Annotated in this window: 16 protein-coding genes and 1 pseudogene; 3 read left to right on the forward strand and 14 right to left on the reverse strand. The window is 53.5% G+C overall.

What is annotated here, in order from left to right:
- Nucleotides 1–111: 111 nt before the first annotated feature.
- The 3 genes from pspG to ACLJQJ_RS20505 all read right to left on the reverse strand — a co-directional run bounded on the left by pspG (nucleotide 112) and on the right by ACLJQJ_RS20505 (nucleotide 2,918).
- Nucleotides 112–354: an envelope stress response protein PspG gene (pspG, locus tag ACLJQJ_RS20495; protein ID WP_000891414.1), complete on the reverse strand. Its 243-nt coding sequence runs from the start codon at nucleotides 352–354 to the stop codon at nucleotides 112–114.
- Nucleotides 355–521: 167 nt separating this feature from the next.
- On the reverse strand, nucleotides 522–1,520 hold the full coding sequence (gene dusA / locus ACLJQJ_RS20500) for a tRNA dihydrouridine(20/20a) synthase DusA (RefSeq protein ID WP_039589974.1): 999 nt from the start codon (nucleotides 1,518–1,520) through the stop codon (nucleotides 522–524).
- Between the two features lie 87 nt (nucleotides 1,521–1,607).
- On the reverse strand, nucleotides 1,608–2,918 hold the full coding sequence (locus ACLJQJ_RS20505) for a conjugal transfer protein TraF (protein WP_039589972.1): 1,311 nt from the start codon (nucleotides 2,916–2,918) through the stop codon (nucleotides 1,608–1,610).
- A 246-nt stretch (nucleotides 2,919–3,164) separates the two neighbouring features.
- On the opposite strand from ACLJQJ_RS20505, the gene zur reads away from it, so the two are divergent.
- Nucleotides 3,165–3,680, forward strand: a complete 516-nt coding sequence (zur, locus tag ACLJQJ_RS20510; RefSeq protein ID WP_000416271.1) for a zinc uptake transcriptional repressor Zur — start codon at nucleotides 3,165–3,167, stop codon at nucleotides 3,678–3,680.
- Between the two features lie 99 nt (nucleotides 3,681–3,779).
- Here the strand turns inward: zur and ACLJQJ_RS20515 are convergent, their stop codons facing one another.
- The 5 genes from ACLJQJ_RS20515 to ACLJQJ_RS20535 all read right to left on the reverse strand — a co-directional run bounded on the left by ACLJQJ_RS20515 (nucleotide 3,780) and on the right by ACLJQJ_RS20535 (nucleotide 6,710).
- Nucleotides 3,780–3,989 (reverse strand): CsbD family protein, encoded by a 210-nt coding sequence (locus ACLJQJ_RS20515; protein WP_001030592.1) that lies wholly within the window; start codon nucleotides 3,987–3,989, stop codon nucleotides 3,780–3,782.
- A gap of 21 nt (nucleotides 3,990–4,010) precedes the next feature.
- A complete protein-coding gene (locus tag ACLJQJ_RS20520) occupies nucleotides 4,011–4,124 on the reverse strand; it encodes a hypothetical protein (protein ID WP_001575282.1) in 114 nt (37 codons plus the stop codon).
- Nucleotides 4,121–5,446, reverse strand: coding sequence for an MATE family efflux transporter DinF (gene dinF, locus ACLJQJ_RS20525; RefSeq protein WP_001128113.1), 1,326 nt, complete (start codon nucleotides 5,444–5,446; stop codon nucleotides 4,121–4,123). The genes ACLJQJ_RS20520 and dinF overlap by 4 nt, the downstream gene beginning before the upstream one ends.
- Nucleotides 5,447–5,624: 178 nt before the next feature.
- Nucleotides 5,625–6,233: a transcriptional repressor LexA gene (gene lexA, locus ACLJQJ_RS20530; protein WP_000646079.1), complete on the reverse strand. Its 609-nt coding sequence runs from the start codon at nucleotides 6,231–6,233 to the stop codon at nucleotides 5,625–5,627.
- Nucleotides 6,234–6,341: 108 nt separating this feature from the next.
- Nucleotides 6,342–6,710, reverse strand: a complete 369-nt coding sequence (locus ACLJQJ_RS20535; RefSeq protein ID WP_000002900.1) for a diacylglycerol kinase — start codon at nucleotides 6,708–6,710, stop codon at nucleotides 6,342–6,344.
- Nucleotides 6,711–6,880: 170 nt separating this feature from the next.
- On the opposite strand from ACLJQJ_RS20535, the gene plsB reads away from it, so the two are divergent.
- Complete coding sequence (gene plsB / locus ACLJQJ_RS20540; RefSeq protein ID WP_000017360.1) at nucleotides 6,881–9,301, forward strand: glycerol-3-phosphate 1-O-acyltransferase PlsB; 2,421 nt, start codon at nucleotides 6,881–6,883, stop codon at nucleotides 9,299–9,301.
- 98 nt (nucleotides 9,302–9,399) lie between these two features.
- Here plsB and ubiA read toward each other — a convergent pair whose 3' ends face one another.
- The 5 genes from ubiA to malK form a co-directional block, all read right to left on the reverse strand.
- Nucleotides 9,400–10,272, reverse strand: a complete 873-nt coding sequence (gene ubiA / locus ACLJQJ_RS20545) for a 4-hydroxybenzoate octaprenyltransferase (protein ID WP_000455249.1) — start codon at nucleotides 10,270–10,272, stop codon at nucleotides 9,400–9,402.
- Nucleotides 10,273–10,285: 13 nt separating this feature from the next.
- On the reverse strand, nucleotides 10,286–10,783 hold the full coding sequence (gene ubiC, locus ACLJQJ_RS20550; protein ID WP_000019230.1) for a chorismate lyase: 498 nt from the start codon (nucleotides 10,781–10,783) through the stop codon (nucleotides 10,286–10,288).
- A 180-nt stretch (nucleotides 10,784–10,963) separates the two neighbouring features.
- Entirely contained in the window at nucleotides 10,964–11,881 is a 918-nt protein-coding gene (malM, locus tag ACLJQJ_RS20555; RefSeq protein ID WP_000782497.1) for a maltose operon protein MalM, read from the reverse strand.
- A 163-nt stretch (nucleotides 11,882–12,044) separates the two neighbouring features.
- Nucleotides 12,045–13,403, reverse strand: coding sequence for a maltoporin (locus tag ACLJQJ_RS20560; protein WP_000973644.1), 1,359 nt, complete (start codon nucleotides 13,401–13,403; stop codon nucleotides 12,045–12,047).
- A gap of 88 nt (nucleotides 13,404–13,491) precedes the next feature.
- Nucleotides 13,492–14,601, reverse strand: a complete 1,110-nt coding sequence (malK, locus tag ACLJQJ_RS20565; protein ID WP_000179176.1) for a maltose/maltodextrin ABC transporter ATP-binding protein MalK — start codon at nucleotides 14,599–14,601, stop codon at nucleotides 13,492–13,494.
- 361 nt (nucleotides 14,602–14,962) lie between these two features.
- Here malK and malE point away from each other — a divergent pair, with 361 nt between their 5' ends.
- The gene (gene malE, locus ACLJQJ_RS20570; RefSeq protein ID WP_000695415.1) at nucleotides 14,963–16,153 is read left to right on the forward strand and encodes a maltose/maltodextrin ABC transporter substrate-binding protein MalE; all 1,191 of its coding nucleotides are present in this window, start codon (nucleotides 14,963–14,965) and stop codon (nucleotides 16,151–16,153) included.
- On the opposite strand, the pseudogene ACLJQJ_RS20575 reads toward malE, so the two are convergent.
- Nucleotides 16,102–16,242 (reverse strand): annotated as a pseudogene (locus tag ACLJQJ_RS20575) (hypothetical protein); the annotation flags it as partial. The gene malE and the pseudogene ACLJQJ_RS20575 overlap by 52 nt on opposite strands.
- Nucleotides 16,243–16,281 lie beyond the last annotated feature (39 nt).

Genomic DNA, 16,281 nt, shown 5'->3' on the forward strand with positions numbered 1-16,281 from the left:
TAGGGTACAGCGCGATGAATTCGTTACCTGCGCAATCATGACAGATTTAATAATCGATTCCAATTTGCTTGTGACGGCAAAGTTCCAGGTTGTGACGAACCGCTCAATACCTTAGTAAAACCGACGGTTATTGCGCTGATACTGTGGGATTTTTGGCGTTTTTACTGCTTTGATCACCCACACCACAGCCACCGCCAGCAGTAGCCACGGTAACAGCTTGATCATCAGGGCGAACATTCCGCCCAGGAACATGACGGCAGTCGCTACAACCAGCGCGGCCAGAATGCCCAGCAAGGAGACGCCCGTCACCATTAACATCAGAAAAAAGCCAAGCACAAAAAGTAGTTCCAGCATAGTCGCTCCCCATAAAGATGGCATTGCCCGGCGGCACGGCGCTTACCGGGTTTGGTCAGGTAAGCTATTACAAAAATCATGCCAATATTTATGTTTTTGATATATAAAGAAAACGCCCTGCAAGACTGCACAGAGCGTGGTGAGATTGACTAATTTTTGGCGAACTTTTAATGCTTGTCTGCCACCAGTTTTAGCGCCTGCTCCAGTACAGCAACATCCGCGCCAGCTTTATGGGCGTTTTCGCTCAGATAGCGACGCCACTGCCGCGCGCCGGGGATGCCCTGGAACAACCCCAGCATATGGCGAGTGATATGCCCCAGATACGCTCCCTGGCTCAATTCACGCTCAATATAGGGATACATCGCGCGAACCACCGCAACCGGGTCGGCATCGGTGGTATCGGCGCCAAAGATCTCCCGATCCACCGCGGCCAGTATACCCGGATTCTGATAAGCTTCGCGGCCAACCATGACGCCATCCATATGGCGCAGGTGCTCCTTCGCCTCTTCCAGCGATTTGATGCCGCCGTTAATGGACATGGTCAGGTGCGGAAAATCCCGCTTTAGCTGATAGACGCGCGGGTAATCCAGCGGCGGGATCTCACGATTTTCTTTCGGGCTTAAGCCAGAAAGCCAGGCTTTGCGCGCATGGATAATAAACATCTCGCATTCGCCCTGACCGGAAACCGTATTGATGAAATCACACAGAAACGCATAGCTGTCCTGATCGTCAATACCAATGCGGGTTTTTACCGTTACCGGAATCGAGACGACATCACGCATGGCTTTAACACAATCGGCGACCAGTTGCGCATTGCCCATCAAACAGGCGCCAAACATACCATTTTGCACACGATCGGAGGGGCACCCCACGTTGAGGTTAATTTCATCGTAGCCACGCGCTTCCGCCAGCTTTGCACAATGCGCAAGCTGAGCCGGATCGCTTCCACCAAGCTGTAGAGCGACCGGATGCTCTTCTTCGCTGTAAGCCAGATAGTCACCCTTACCGTGAATAATCGCGCCCGTGGTCACCATTTCGGTGTAGAGCAGCGTCTGGCGAGACAGCAAACGCAGGAAATAGCGGCAATGTCTGTCCGTCCAGTCGAGCATAGGCGCGATGGAGAAGCGATAAGCAGGTAAAGCGGAGGACTGGGTTTCAGGCTGCATGGCGAATAAATAAGCATCCGGTTAAAAAAGGGGCGTTACTATAGCATAACGCTAAACCGGAGGCGTAGCGCCTCCGGTGAAAGCACCTCAGAATGTCATTGTAAGCTGCGCGCCTGCCCCCCAGGTTTCATCTTCGCCGTACAGTCCCATTAAATCGAAATGCACACGGTTAAAGGGCGCAAAGCCAAGACCGCCGGTAACCACATTGCTATCGTTATTTTTCACATCCGCACGATACCCTGCGCGCACCGCCAGCCATGACAATGGTCGAACTTCAGCGCCGACGCCAACGTACTGTGAATTGTCTTCACTCTTAAAGCCTTTCGTTTCCGTCAGATCGCCATCGGCGCTTACGGTCAGCAAATCGTTATGCCATGCGACGCCCGCGGTAACCAGGGGGCGGATTTGGTATGTATCTTTGTAGTTGGTGGTTTCTCCCGTCATACCATTAGTGATGTAAATATCTTTCGTATCGATATCGCGAGATACCAGATTTTGCCCGCTCAGCCCCAGCGTCCAGTTTTCACCGATATCGGCAGCAAGCCCCGCATCAATGTTAAAACCCGTATCGTCATTGCGATAGCGGCTGCTATTCCAGTCGCTACTGTCGTAGTTATAAATTGAGGTGGTGTAGTTATAGAGCCAGGTTTTTTGCAGTTTTGGCGTAACGCCAATGGAAACAGGCACCTCGCCCACCACAAACTGCTTCGCCAGCGCAATACCGTAGTCAGATACAATCGCTACCCGCCCCGACGCGGTAGAGTTTAAATGCTTTGTAATTTCGTCAGACCCCAGTAAAGCAGCGCGTCCTGCTTCACGAAGCGCAACACGTTCATCATGCTGGATATCGCGCAGATACTGAATATCGTTCTGATCAATGGACGAACTCACGCGCCCATGCGCATAACCTTTGGCAATAAACGCCACGGAAAGCGTTTGCCCTGGAATACTTACCGCCAACCCGGCGCCGGCATTGGCGCGGGCGGTTTTTCCGTTGAGATATTCCAGCTCATCGGCCAGGTCGCGCGCGGCGCCCTGAAATTGACTCAGCACGCCTCGCGGATTGAGCAGAATTTGCCCCAGCGTAAGGTTATCGACGACCTCATCGTAGTAATCCACTTTATCGCTGATATCGTCAATTTCATCCTGGAGATTGTCTTTATCCGTAATCTGGACGCCGACCGCAGGAAGGACAACAGTGATATTGTCTTCCGGTTTGGCTTTTGCCAGTAACGCCGGATTTAACAGTACTCCGCTGCCATAATTCGCGGACGCGACGCCCGTCCCGCCCATTGCGTCATTACGCGCTTCCGTCCAGGTATTGGCGGCGCTCGCCTGCTTTGCCATAAAAAGCGAGACCGCGATAGCAATCAGTGAAAGTTTGACGTTTTTGTTCACAGTTAGCCCATCTTATTATCAGGTGAAGTAATCCCTCCGCCACGCTTTACCGGACAGAGGCGAACTATTGCTGTGAAATAGTGATGTTAAATCCTGTTGTTATAATATCGACCCTCATTAGGTATAGATGAGAATACTGGCGCGGAAAAGCTTAGCAGGCGATATCTTGTCGCGGGGTAATTTCAGAGTTTTAAGCAGCTCGTGGTAAAGTAACGGATTAGACTTTCATGCCATTCGAGGTGCTACATGGAAAAGACCACAACGCAAGAGTTACTGGCGCAAGCTGAAAAACTCTGCGCGCAGCGCAACGTGCGCCTGACGCCTCAGCGCCTCGAAGTGCTGCGCCTGATGAGTCTGCAACAGGGTGCCATCAGCGCATACGATTTGCTCGATTTGCTGCGCGAAACGGAACCACAGGCCAAACCGCCCACCATTTACCGCGCGCTGGATTTTTTGCTCGAACAGGGTTTTGTCCATAAAGTGGAATCCACCAATAGTTATGTGGTTTGCCACCTGTTCGACCAGCCAACGCACAGCTCGGCCATGTTTATCTGCGATCGTTGCGGCGTGGTGAAGGAAGAGTGTGCCGAGGGCGTGGAAGACATCATGCATACGCTGGCGGCTAAAATGGGATTTGCGCTACGACATAACGTTATTGAGGCGCACGGTCTGTGCCCTGCGTGCGTAGAAGTGGAAGCGTGTCGCCATCCGGGCGACTGTGGTCACGATCACTCGGTGCTGGTGAAGAAAAAACCGCGTTAGCCTGAACGGAAAAACGGGCGGCAGTAGAGAGGGGCACGCCCGCATTCATAAGCAAACAGGGGGAAGCACATCCATGTACTCCTGGTAGGGGAAAACATATTACCAGCGATAGTTGTTACGGGTTTCCCAGTCAACAACCTCTTTTTCCGCCTGATCTTTCTGGTAACCGTAACGCTCCTGGATTTTACCTACCAGTTGGTCGCGTTTACCTTCGATAACGGTCATATCGTCATCGGTCAGTTTGCCCCATTGTTCTTTCATTTTACCTTTAAACTGTTTCCAGTTACCGCCGGCTTCGTCTTTATTCATCATCTTGTCCTCATCATTCGGTTAGGAATAGCAGGTGTTATTCGCCCAAATGCACTGCAATTTCTGCTGGACGTGATAATAATTGTAGGCAGGAATTCGGCCTTCGGTTTTATATTCAGAATTTTTAACCGTCACGATCTGGCAAACCATGTACCCTCGCGCCAGTGACGACGCCAGATAAGGCTCAACGACAGACCGCGAAGCGCCAGGAACACGGTTAATGCCAGCCATAAACCATGATTTCCTAATACCGGCAGGGCGAAGAGCGTCAGCGCAAATCCTCCCGCGGCGACTGCCATGCTATTGCGCATTTCGGCGGCGCGCGTCGCGCCAATAAACATACCGTCGAGCAGATAGCACCATACGCCCACCAGCGGTAATACCACCTGCCAGATAAGATACCGATCCGCCAGTAGCTGTATTTGCGGCAATGAGGTCAGTAACGCGACAATATGTTCGCCTGCCAGGGCATAGACTGTGGAAAACAACAAGGCCACAATTCCTGACTGACGACACGCCGCTCGCCAGACGTCCAGTAGCTTGCTACCGTCACGCGCGCCGTAAGCCTGACCGGAGTGCGCCTCCACCGCATAAGCAAAACCGTCCAGCGCATAGGCCGTAAAGGTGAGTAAGGTCATCAGGACTGCATTTACCGCGATAATATCGCTGCCCAGCCGCGCGCCTGACACCGTGATTGCGCCAAAACAAAGCTGAAGGAGCAATGAGCGCAGCATGATATCGCGATTGAGCGCTAAAAGGCGGCGCACGTTGCCGCGCCAGGCCTGTTTTAGCATATCCAGCGACACACCGCGGAGATGGAGAACTTTACGTACCATCATGAGGCCGATCAGTAACGTGGCATATTCTGCGATGACCGTCGCCAGGGCGGCGCCCTGCACGTTCATATGAAGCCCCATCACCAGCCACAGGTCGAGCGCGATGTTGAGGATATTGCCCACGACCAACAAGATAACCGGCGCCCGCGCATACTGAACGCCTAACAGCCAACCGAGCAGCACCAGATTCGCCAGTGACGCGGGAGCGCTTAGCCAACGAATTTCAAGGAAGCGTCTCGCTTGCACCAGGACAGCGTCGTTCCCGCCGACAATATGTAAAGCCAGCTCGATAAGCGGCGTGCGAAATAGCACAATCATCACGCCTGCGCCCAGCGCCAGCAATAACGGTTGAATGAGCGCCCGGGCTAACGCCTGCGGATTTTTGGCGCCAAATGCCTGCGCCGTTAGGCCGGTGGTGCTCATACGTAGAAATAGCAGCAGCATGAAAAGAAAGCTGGTGGCAGTCGCGCCCACCGCCACGCCGCCCAGGAAAACCGGGCTATCCAGATGACCAATCACCGCCGTATCGACCAGCCCCAGCAAGGGGACGGTGATGTTAGAAAAAATCATCGGCAGCGCGAGACGCCAGAGAGCTTTATCAGAGGAGGTAAAAAGCGGCATGGAGAAAAGCCTGACAAGGAGTTAAAGGAAACGAGCGCATTGCCGGATGGCGACGTAACGCCTTATCCGGCCTACAAATTAATCATCTCAGGAACTGCATTCCCGTAGGCCTGATAAGCGCAGCGCCATCAGGCTGCACGATTGCCGGATGACGGCTTACAAGGAGATTAAAAAGAGACTACAACCATTCCCCGTTGCGAATGACGCCTACCGCCAGCCCTTCAATCGTAAAGCTTTGTTCGCGCAGATCCACCACTATCGGTGTAAACTCGCTGTTTTCCGGCAGCAGCTCCACTTTATTGCCCTGCTTTTTCAGGCGTTTTACTGTCACTTCATCGTCAATGCGAGCGACAACCACCTGGCCATTACGGACGTCCTGCGTTTTATGTACCGCCAGCAAATCCCCATCCATAATACCGATGTCTTTCATCGACATACCGCTCACGCGCAGCAGGAAATCGGCGCTGGGTTTGAACAGTGAAGGATCGACCTGGTAATGGCCTTCAATATGCTGCTGCGCCAGAAGCGGTTCACCCGCCGCGACACGCCCAACAAGCGGTAATCCGTCCTCTTCTTCCTGTAACAGACGGATACCTCGCGATGCACCGGAAACGATTTCAAGCACCCCTTTGCGCGCCAGCGCTTTAAGATGTTCTTCCGCCGCGTTTGGGGAACGGAACCCCAAACGCTGCGCGATTTCCGCACGCGTCGGTGGCATACCTGTCTGGCTGATGTGATCCCGGATGAGATCAAACACCTCTTGTTGCCTGGCCGTTAACGCTTTCATTCCGCCCCCTGGGTGTATATACAGTCATGCTGTGAGTATATACAGTTAAAGGTGATTTTGGAACCACAAACGGCGCAAAAAACAAGAGATTTATAAAATTTGGAACCTTTATCGAAAATGTGACCATAACAGGATGCCCCAGGTCATCAGGGCAACGAAAATAGACAGTAGCACCGCAGCCGATCCCATATCTTTCGCACGGCCGGAAAGCTCATGGTATTCAGAACCGATGCGGTCCACGACCGCTTCAATAGCGCTGTTGAGGATTTCAACAATCATGATAAGTAAAACGGAACCTATCAATAACACACGGGTAATCGCATCCACATCCAGCCAGCAGGCGATGATGACGCCCAGCAATACCGCGATACTTTCCTGGCGAAACGCCGCTTCGTGAGTCCATGCGGCGCGAAATCCTTTCCAGGAATATCCTGCCGCTTTGATAATTCTGGTGAATCCAGTGGTATTATTGGCCATCAAAAGAACCTTTTTACATTATTAACGTCAATGACATTATACGGTTGCCCTGCACGATTCGGACTGCCGTAACGCAGCGCGAAGTATGACGGGATACAACAGAAATTCGCTAAACTTTCTGATATCCTTGCACCGCATTTGCATTATTAACCAGAGGCTTTACATCGTTTATGTCCGGCTGGCCACGAATTTACTACAAATTACTGAATTTACCATTAAGCATACTGGTAAAAAGCAAGTCTATTCCGGCGGAACCCGCCCAGGAATTGGGGCTCGATACTTCTCGCCCCATTATGTATGTCTTGCCATACAACTCAAAAGCGGACTTACTGACGCTGCGGGCGCAATGTCTGGCGCACGATCTCCCGGATCCGCTGGAGCCGCTGGAGATCGACGGCGCGCTGCTGCCACGCTATGTATTTATTCACGGCGGACCGCGTGTCTTTACCTATTACACGCCAAAAGAAGAGTCGGTGAAACTTTTTCACGATTATCTCGATCTGCATCGGAGTAATCCGGCTTTGGACGTGCAGATGGTGCCCGTTTCCGTGATGTTTGGCCGCGCGCCGGGTCGTGAAAAGGGAGAAGATAACCCGCCTTTACGTATGCTGAACGGCGTACAGAAATTCTTTGCCATCTCCTGGCTGGGTCGCGATAGCTTTGTCCGATTCTCGCCGTCCGTCTCATTGCGTCGCATGGCTGATGAACACGGCACCGATAAAATCATCGCGCAGAAGCTGGCTCGCGTGGCGCGTATGCACTTTGCCCGCCAGCGCCTGGCGGCGGTTGGCCCACGCCTGCCCGCCCGTCAGGATCTGTTTAACAAACTGCTGGCCTCGAAAGCGATCGCCCGCGCGGTAGAAGACGAAGCGCGCAGTAAAAAAATCTCTCATGAAAAAGCGCAGCAAAACGCCATTGCGCTGATGGAAGAGATCGCGGCGAACTTCTCTTACGAGATGATTCGTTTGACCGACAGGATTTTGGGGTTTACCTGGAACCGACTGTACCAGGGGATTAACGTGCATAACGCCGAGCGCGTACGCCAACTGGCGCACGACGGGCATGAAATCGTCTATGTGCCCTGTCACCGCAGCCATATGGACTATTTGCTCCTTTCTTATGTGCTGTACCATCAGGGGCTGGTTCCGCCGCACATTGCCGCCGGTATTAACCTTAATTTCTGGCCCGCTGGCCCGATTTTCCGTCGTCTGGGCGCGTTCTTTATTCGTCGCACCTTTAAGGGGAATAAACTCTATTCCACCGTCTTTCGCGAATACCTGGGCGAGCTGTTCAGCCGCGGTTACTCGGTTGAGTATTTTGTCGAAGGAGGACGTTCGCGTACCGGACGTTTGTTAGATCCGAAAACCGGCACCCTGTCGATGACTATCCAGGCGATGCTGCGCGGCGGTACCCGTCCAATTACGTTAGTGCCTATTTACATCGGCTATGAGCACGTCATGGAAGTGGGCACCTATGCGAAAGAGCTGCGCGGCGCGACAAAAGAGAAAGAGAGTCTGCCGCAGATGCTGAAAGGCTTGAGCAAGCTGCGCAATCTGGGTCAGGGCTACGTTAACTTTGGCGAACCGATGCCGCTCATGACGTACCTGAACCAGCATGTGCCGGAGTGGCGCGAATCTATCGACCCTATAGAGGCCATACGCCCAGCCTGGCTGACGCCGACGGTAAATAGTATCGCCGCCGATCTGATGGTGCGTATTAACAACGCTGGCGCGGCAAACGCGATGAACCTGTGTTGTACCGCGCTGTTAGCGTCGCGTCAGCGCTCGCTCACCCGCGAGCAGCTCACCGAGCAGCTTGATTGCTATCTCGATCTGATGCGCAATGTCCCTTATTCCACAGACTCAACCGTTCCTGCCGCCAGCGCTGGCGAGCTCATCGCTCACGCGCTGCAGATGAATAAGTTTGAGGTCGAGAAAGACACCATTGGCGATATCATCATTCTGCCGCGCGAGCAGGCGGTGTTGATGACCTATTATCGTAATAATATCGCGCATATGTTGATTATGCCTTCGCTGATGGCGGCGATTATCACCCAGCATCGTCGCATTTCGCGTGATGCGTTGCAGCAGCATGTTGAAGCGCTCTATCCGATGTTAAAAGCGGAGCTGTTCCTGCGCTGGGAGCGCGAGGAGTTAGCCTCGGTCATTGACGCGCTGGCCAGTGAAATGCAGCGTCAGGGGCTAATTACCCTGCAGGATGATGAACTGCATATCAACCCGACGCATTCCCGTACGCTGCAACTGCTGGCGGCAGGCGCGCGTGAAACGCTACAGCGTTATGCCATTACGTTCTGGCTGTTGAGCGCCAATCCGTCCATCAACCGCAGTACGCTGGAGAAAGAAAGCCGTACCGTGGCGCAACGTCTGTCTGTCCTGCACGGTATTAACGCGCCGGAGTTTTTCGACAAAGCGGTGTTCAGTTCACTCGTGTTGACGCTACGGGATGAGGGTTATATCAGTGATACGGGCGATGCCGAACCGGCAGAAACGATGAAGATATATCAGATGCTTGCCGATCTGATTACCTCTGATGTCCGTCTGACGATTGAAAGCGCGACGCAGGGCGAGTAAGCCAGTGCCTGAAATGCCCGATGGCGTAAGCTTATCGGGCAACTGATATGACGTATTGAAAATTTTGGCTTTGTAGGCCGGGTCCGCCCGGCATGACATCAGAAGTGCCAGTAACTCATCGCCAGCCCTAAAAATAGCACCAGGCCAACGTAGTTATTGTTCATAAAGGCTTTAAAGCAGGCTTCACGCTCACGGTTCGCAATCAGTTTTTGCTGGTAGACAAACAGCGCGCCCGCCACCAGCACAGCCCAGTAATATCCCCATCCCAGACCATTCAACCAGCCGATCAGCGCCATTAACGCCATGACGCCAAGCTGCAGAATCCCGATAATCAATGTGTCATAACGACCAAACAAGATCGCCGTCGATTTAATGCCTATCTTGATATCATCATCTCTGTCGACCATCGCATATTGCGTATCGTAAGCCACTGCCCAGAGAATATTGGCGAGGAACATTAGCCAGCAGCTCAACGGCAGGGATTCGCTCACCGCGGCGAACGCCATGGGGATTGACCAGCCGAAAGCGGCCCCCAGCACGACCTGCGGCAGGTGGGTATAGCGTTTCATAAAGGGATAAACCCAGGCCAACGCCAGCGCCGCCACGGAAAGCAGAATCGTCATGGCGTTCAGCGTCAGCACCAACAGAAACGCCAGCAGCACCAGCACCACAAACAGGTTGCGCGCTTCTTTCTCTGTCACGGCGCCGCTGGGTAAAGGTCGGTTGACCGTACGTTTTACATGTCCGTCAAATTTACGATCGGCATAATCATTCACCACGCAGCCCGCCGCGCGCATTAACCACACGCCAGCGACAAAAACTGCCAAAATCCACAGCTGAGGCATACCCGGCGTCGCCACCCATAGCGCCCAAAGCGTCGGCCAGAGCAGCAGCAACGCGCCAATAGGCTTATCTGTACGCATCAAACGGTGAAACGCCAGCAGCTTACTCTGCGTCAGACTCCACTCCATCTTTATCTTCCTCTCAGTACAGCGGCGATGCAGGTAAAAAAAGCTCGGTAAGCAACAGCGGTTTTCCGCTCAACCGCAGTCGAGAGCGGCGCCCCCACAGCGTTGCATCGCGTCCAATTTCAATAAAATCGCGGGTCAGTGTCGATGATGTAAATAGATAACGTCCAAGCGGGGTTTTACCCAGATGTTGTAAGACCTGTTCAGGTCCGCACAGCGTGGATTCCGGTACCACGGTACGTCCGGCAAGCCAGGGCTCGCCGTCAGCGCAAAGCAGTATCTCACGTAACCAGTAGCGGGATTCGGATGGCAGTAAACCTGATGCTTCCTCGACCTCACTTTGGCCGACAAACGCTTCCCGAATCAGCGTCACGCTTACCCGCTTTCCCTGCTGCTCAAAACGTTTAGTCATAGAATCTTCCAGCAACAGCCAGTCCAGCAAATGGGGTTCAAGCGCAGGAATCGCATCAAAATAGCGCAGCGCACGCAGTCGCGTTAACGCAGGGTGTGACATGCCTTACTCTCCGATTCATAACCTAAAGTCATTGTATCTCAGAAAAGACATTACGGGGGGCGCAATCACAATTAAGTGATCTGTTGCGCAACAAAAAAATAACAATTCGCATGAAATGACAAAAAAAGGTGCGCCAGGAGACGCACCAGTTGCTGCAAAATCAGCACTGTGGGGAAATAATTACCCCTTGCCTTTTACACTGCTGATAAAGGTGGAACGGGCAGATGTCGATCCCAGACGTTCGGCCTCATCAAGCAGTTTCAGCGCTTTATCGACGTCGCCTTTCGCTACGGCATCCTTAATCGCTTTATTAAAGTAGCTTTCCGTATCGTTCAACATCGGCTCGCTTTTCTTCGGCGCGACTGGCGCTGGCGCAGCGACCGGCGCGGCGGTATTGCCTACCGTTACCGGCCCGGTACCGGACGAGCCAAACAACGGCCCGACCAATACGCTGGAGCTGCTGTTGGTTTTCACCTTCAGTTTCACCACGCCGTCAGTGGTATGGCGAGCAACTGGATCGGGAATATCCGGGATAGAGTTACCGACGCCTTTGGCATAGGCTTTTGCCGGATCGAGCAGCGTAGTGGTTTGCTGAAGATCTTTTTCGGTCGTAAACACCAGAACATAGAGTTTCTGCTGCCCCAACGCAGGCGTCAGGCGCATCACGCCTTCCAGCCGGTCTGCGCTCATGACGCCCGGCTGCTGATAAGTAAAGTAACTGCTGGGGAAGAACGCCGAAGGTGTCATATTTTGGTCAAGAATCAACACGTTTGGCGCAAAAACGCTGGCTTGCTTATTGACCTCGCTGGTCAGAGTTAATGTCAGCTCGCCGATATTCGCCGGAACGCTATAAGCGGCGACCGGGCCGGTAATGCCGGCGACGTCAAGGCGCTGGCCACCCGTCGCCAGTTGGGTAGACTGCGTTTTTGACTGATCTACAGGCGTCCAGGTTAATTGCTGTAGCGCAGCAGCAGGAATAGCGGGCGCGGCGCTGGTATTTTGCGGTACATAGTTCACTTCCGCCAGGCTGATACCCGGCACGCTGGCGAACAGCCCTGCGGTTAAACAGAGGGCGACGAGACTTTTCTTCATTTTCATTATTCTCACCTCAATAAGGCGGGTTCAGCGGTAGCCAGGCAATAGCGCGCCAACCCAAACATATCGCCGAATGGCGGCTGGCGCCTTATTCGGCTTACAAGCATCATCAGACCTGATGTTTCAGAGGGGCTTGCGCCCCTCGTTACGTCAGATGACCATCGTATTACCACCAGATTTCCATCTGGGCGCCGAAGGTCCACTCATCGCTATCGCCACGGCTGTTGGTGGAAATGCCGGAGTTAGTCGCTGCGGCATAACGGGAAATGTTATCGCCGTCTTTGATATAGCCCCATTTCTCATCCCATTTCGCGTAGGTGGCGAAAATACGGATAGCCGGACGCGACCAGATGCTGTCGCCCGCCTGCCACTGTTGCGCCAGGGTGATTTTATATTGATTGTTACGATCGCCGGTCTGCTGAGATTTCACGTTGTCGTAGCCGACTTCCAGCAGGGTACTCATGATTGGCGTCCACTTGTACATTGGACGTACGCCCACGGTCCACCACTCAGTACCCAGGTTATTATCCCAATCGATATTCTGGTACATACCGACGTACATCAAATCCCATTTATCACCAAGCGAGATGGCGCCATGATCCAAAATACGCCACATATTGCCATTATTATTGATGACCTTATTGGCATAATTAATTTTGGTTCCATCAGGCAATTCTTCAGTGAAAGATGAAGAACCGTCGGAACCGCGCGCCTGGCCTTTACCCTGCGTGGTCATGGCATCGGTGGCATATTGCACGACAAACTTGTTATAGCCTTTCAACATGCTTTGCGTGTGTTCGGCGGTGAACATCCAGCCGTCTTTCGATGCCCCATCAGCCAGCTTATAACCATCGGTCGTATTGGCGCGGCCGTAATCAACGCCCAGCTCCAGTACGCCGTCCGGGTTCGTTTGCAGACCAGCCAGACGTACGTCAAAGACGTCGTTAGCGGTATCTTTCACTTCATCATAAATATTCTGGCTGCTGAAGGTGTAAGAGCCGCCCGCTTCAGTAGACCGGGTCGCCGCCAGTGAAAGCTTACCGAAGCCCAGATCGATATTTTCGATACCTGCGCCAGGACCTGAAATATCCCAGTAGTAGAAGTCGATCATGTGTACGTCATGACGCTGATAGAAGCGCTTACCGGCCCAGATGGTAGAGCCCGGCAGCCATTCAATCAGGTTTTTACCCTGCACGTTCGCTTCGCGGAAGGCGGGATCGGTCGATTCCCAGTCGTTCTGCTGGTTAACCGAATAGGCGACGTTGGTGTCGAAATAGAAGCTCTTATCGCCCTCTTTCCACACTTCCTGGCCCAGTTTCAGTTCCGCATAGGTTTCACATTCGTTACCGAGACGGTATTTACTTTGGGCACCTGTTGCCTGGAAACACTGTTGTTCGCCGCCGCTTCCCGTCCAGCCAATACCGGAACGGGCGTAACCGTGGAAATCGACAGCCATTGCCTGAGCGGACATTACGCCCGCTGCGACAGCAACCGCCAGTGGGAGTTTGCGCAGAGTAATCATCATTCTATCTCCTGAGATCATTGCTTTTCTTTAAACGCTGCCACCTTCTAAAACTGCGAATGGTTTTGCGTTTCGTTTTTTTATGGAGGCCTTAAACACCCGGCTCTTGATGCAGACGACGACATGCGCTGCCATCCTCGCGGAACAGATGACAGCGCTCTGGCGGCAGGCCGATAGCGAATGTGGCGCCCTCTTCTACCAGCACCACGTCATTCTGGCGATAAACCAAGTTTTGACGGATGGCGGGGATCTGGATATGAATTTGTGTTTCGTGCCCTAACTGCTCGACCACCTGGACTTCACCTTCCAGGGTGACATCGGCGATATCGCTCGGCAGCAGGTGTTCCGGCCGAATGCCTAAAGACATATTGGCGCCGACCTGCACGCCGCGACTTTCGACCGGCAGCCAGATTTGCTGGCGATTCGGCAGTTCGACCTGGACTTGTTCAATCGCGGTGGCGGTCACTTTCACCGGCAGGAAGTTCATCTTCGGCGAGCCGATGAAGCCCGCGACAAAGCGGTCCGCCGGATAGTGGTACAGCTCCAGCGGCTTACCGACCTGCGCGACGCGACCGGCGTCCAGCACCACGATTTTGTCGGCCAGGGTCATCGCCTCGACCTGATCGTGGGTGACGTAAATCATCGTGCGGCCCAGACGTTTATGCAGGCGAGAAATTTCAATGCGCATCTGCACGCGTAGCGCGGCGTCCAGGTTAGAAAGTGGTTCATCCAGCAAAAACACACGCGGCTCCGCCACCAGCGTGCGGCCAATCGCTACGCGCTGACGCTGCCCGCCGGAAAGCGCTTTTGGCTTACGTTCCAGCAGATGCGCCAGTTGCAACACTTCCGCCACCTGGTTGACGCGTTGATTCATTACCTCTTTTTTGGCGCCCGCCAGCTTGAGGCCGAAAGACATGTTTTCTGCAACGGAGAGATGGGGATAGAGCGCATAAGACTGGAATACCATGCCCACGCCGCGCTCGGCAGGCGGGATATCATTCATACGGGTTTCCCCGATAAACAGGTCGCCACTGGTGATGGTTTCAAGCCCGGCGATCATACGCAGCAAGGTCGATTTACCACAGCCTGACGGTCCCACAAACACCACGAACTCCCCGTCATGGATATCGAGGTTAATATCTTTCGATACCACCACGTCACCCCAGGCTTTCGTTACATTTCGTAGCTGTACGCTCGCCATGCCCTTCTCCCTTCGTTACAACCTGTCATTGACAGCAACATTCATGATGGCCTGACTATGCGCGATCCCTGACTGGGGTAAATCCTCCACCCCCCGGCTTTTTTATGGGGGAGGAGGCGGGAGGATGAGGACACAGCGCCTGAGACCACGGGCGCGGACAGAAAAGGAATTTCGTGATGCCGCCCGCAAAAATCGGCGTGTTTTTATGTGCGCCAGCACGCATTACTCACATTTATGTAACACAGATCACATAAAGCCGGGGTGGGGCGTAGGGGCGGGGAGGATGGAAAGAGGTTGTCGTATAAAGAAACTAGAGACCGTTAAACCACCTCTGTGTACATCACCAAAAAGGATGGGAGATATGAAGATTAAAACTGGCGTAGGCATCCTCGCATTATCCGCACTTACGACGATGATGATTTCCGCCCCGGCTCTCGCCAAAATTGAAGAAGGTAAACTGGTTATCTGGATCAACGGCGACAAGGGCTATAACGGTCTGGCCGAGGTCGGTAAAAAATTTGAGCAAGACACCGGTATTAAAGTGACCGTTGAGCACCCGGATAAGCTGGAAGAGAAATTCCCGCAGGTGGCAGCCACCGGCGACGGTCCTGACATTATCTTCTGGGCGCACGACCGTTTTGGCGGCTACGCGCAGTCTGGTCTGCTGGCGGAGGTCACTCCGGATAAAGCGTTTCAGGACAAACTCTATCCGTTCACCTGGGATGCGGTACGTTATAACGGCAAGCTGATCGCCTACCCCATCGCCGTTGAAGCCCTCTCCCTGATTTATAACAAAGACCTCGTCCCGAACCCGCCGAAAACCTGGGAAGAGATCCCGGCGCTGGATAAGGAGCTAAAAGCGAAAGGGAAGTCGGCGATAATGTTCAACCTGCAAGAACCGTATTTCACCTGGCCGTTGATCGCCGCTGACGGCGGTTACGCGTTCAAATTTGAAAACGGCAAGTATGACGTGAAAGACGTTGGCGTCGACAACGCCGGCGCGAAAGCGGGCCTGACTTTCCTGATCGATATGATCAAAAACAAAAATATGAGCGCCGATACCGATTACTCCATCGCCGAAGCGGCCTTCAATAAAGGCGAAACGGCAATGACCATCAACGGTCCGTGGGCATGGTCGAACATCGACAAGAGCAAAGTCAACTACGGTGTCACCCTGCTGCCGACCTTCAAAGGCAAACCCTCGAAACCGTTCGTCGGCGTGCTGAGCGCGGGGATTAACGCTGCCAGCCCGAATAAAGAGCTGGCGAAAGAGTTCCTCGAAAACTACCTGCTGACCGATCAGGGTCTGGAAGCGGTGAACAAAGATAAACCGCTGGGCGCCGTGGCGCTGAAATCTTTCCAGGAGCAGTTAGCGAAAGACCCCCGTATCGCCGCCACCATGGATAACGCCCAGAAAGGCGAGATCATGCCGAATATTCCGCAGATGTCCGCCTTCTGGTATGCGGTACGTACGGCTGTGATCAACGCCGCCAGCGGCCGTCAAACCGTGGATGCCGCGCTGAAAGATGCACAAAGCCGTATCACCAAGTAATGCCGCGAGCCTGTGCCGGATGGCGGCATAAATGCCTTATCCGGCCTACAACACACCGTAGGCCTGATAAGCGCAGCGCCATCAGGCACATCTCCGGCCAGGAAGTTTCAACGCTGTAGAGGAAATCC

Source organism: Salmonella sp. SAL04202 (assembly GCF_046550775.1).
In the GTDB taxonomy this organism is placed as follows: Bacteria; Pseudomonadota; Gammaproteobacteria; order Enterobacterales; family Enterobacteriaceae; genus Salmonella; species Salmonella enterica.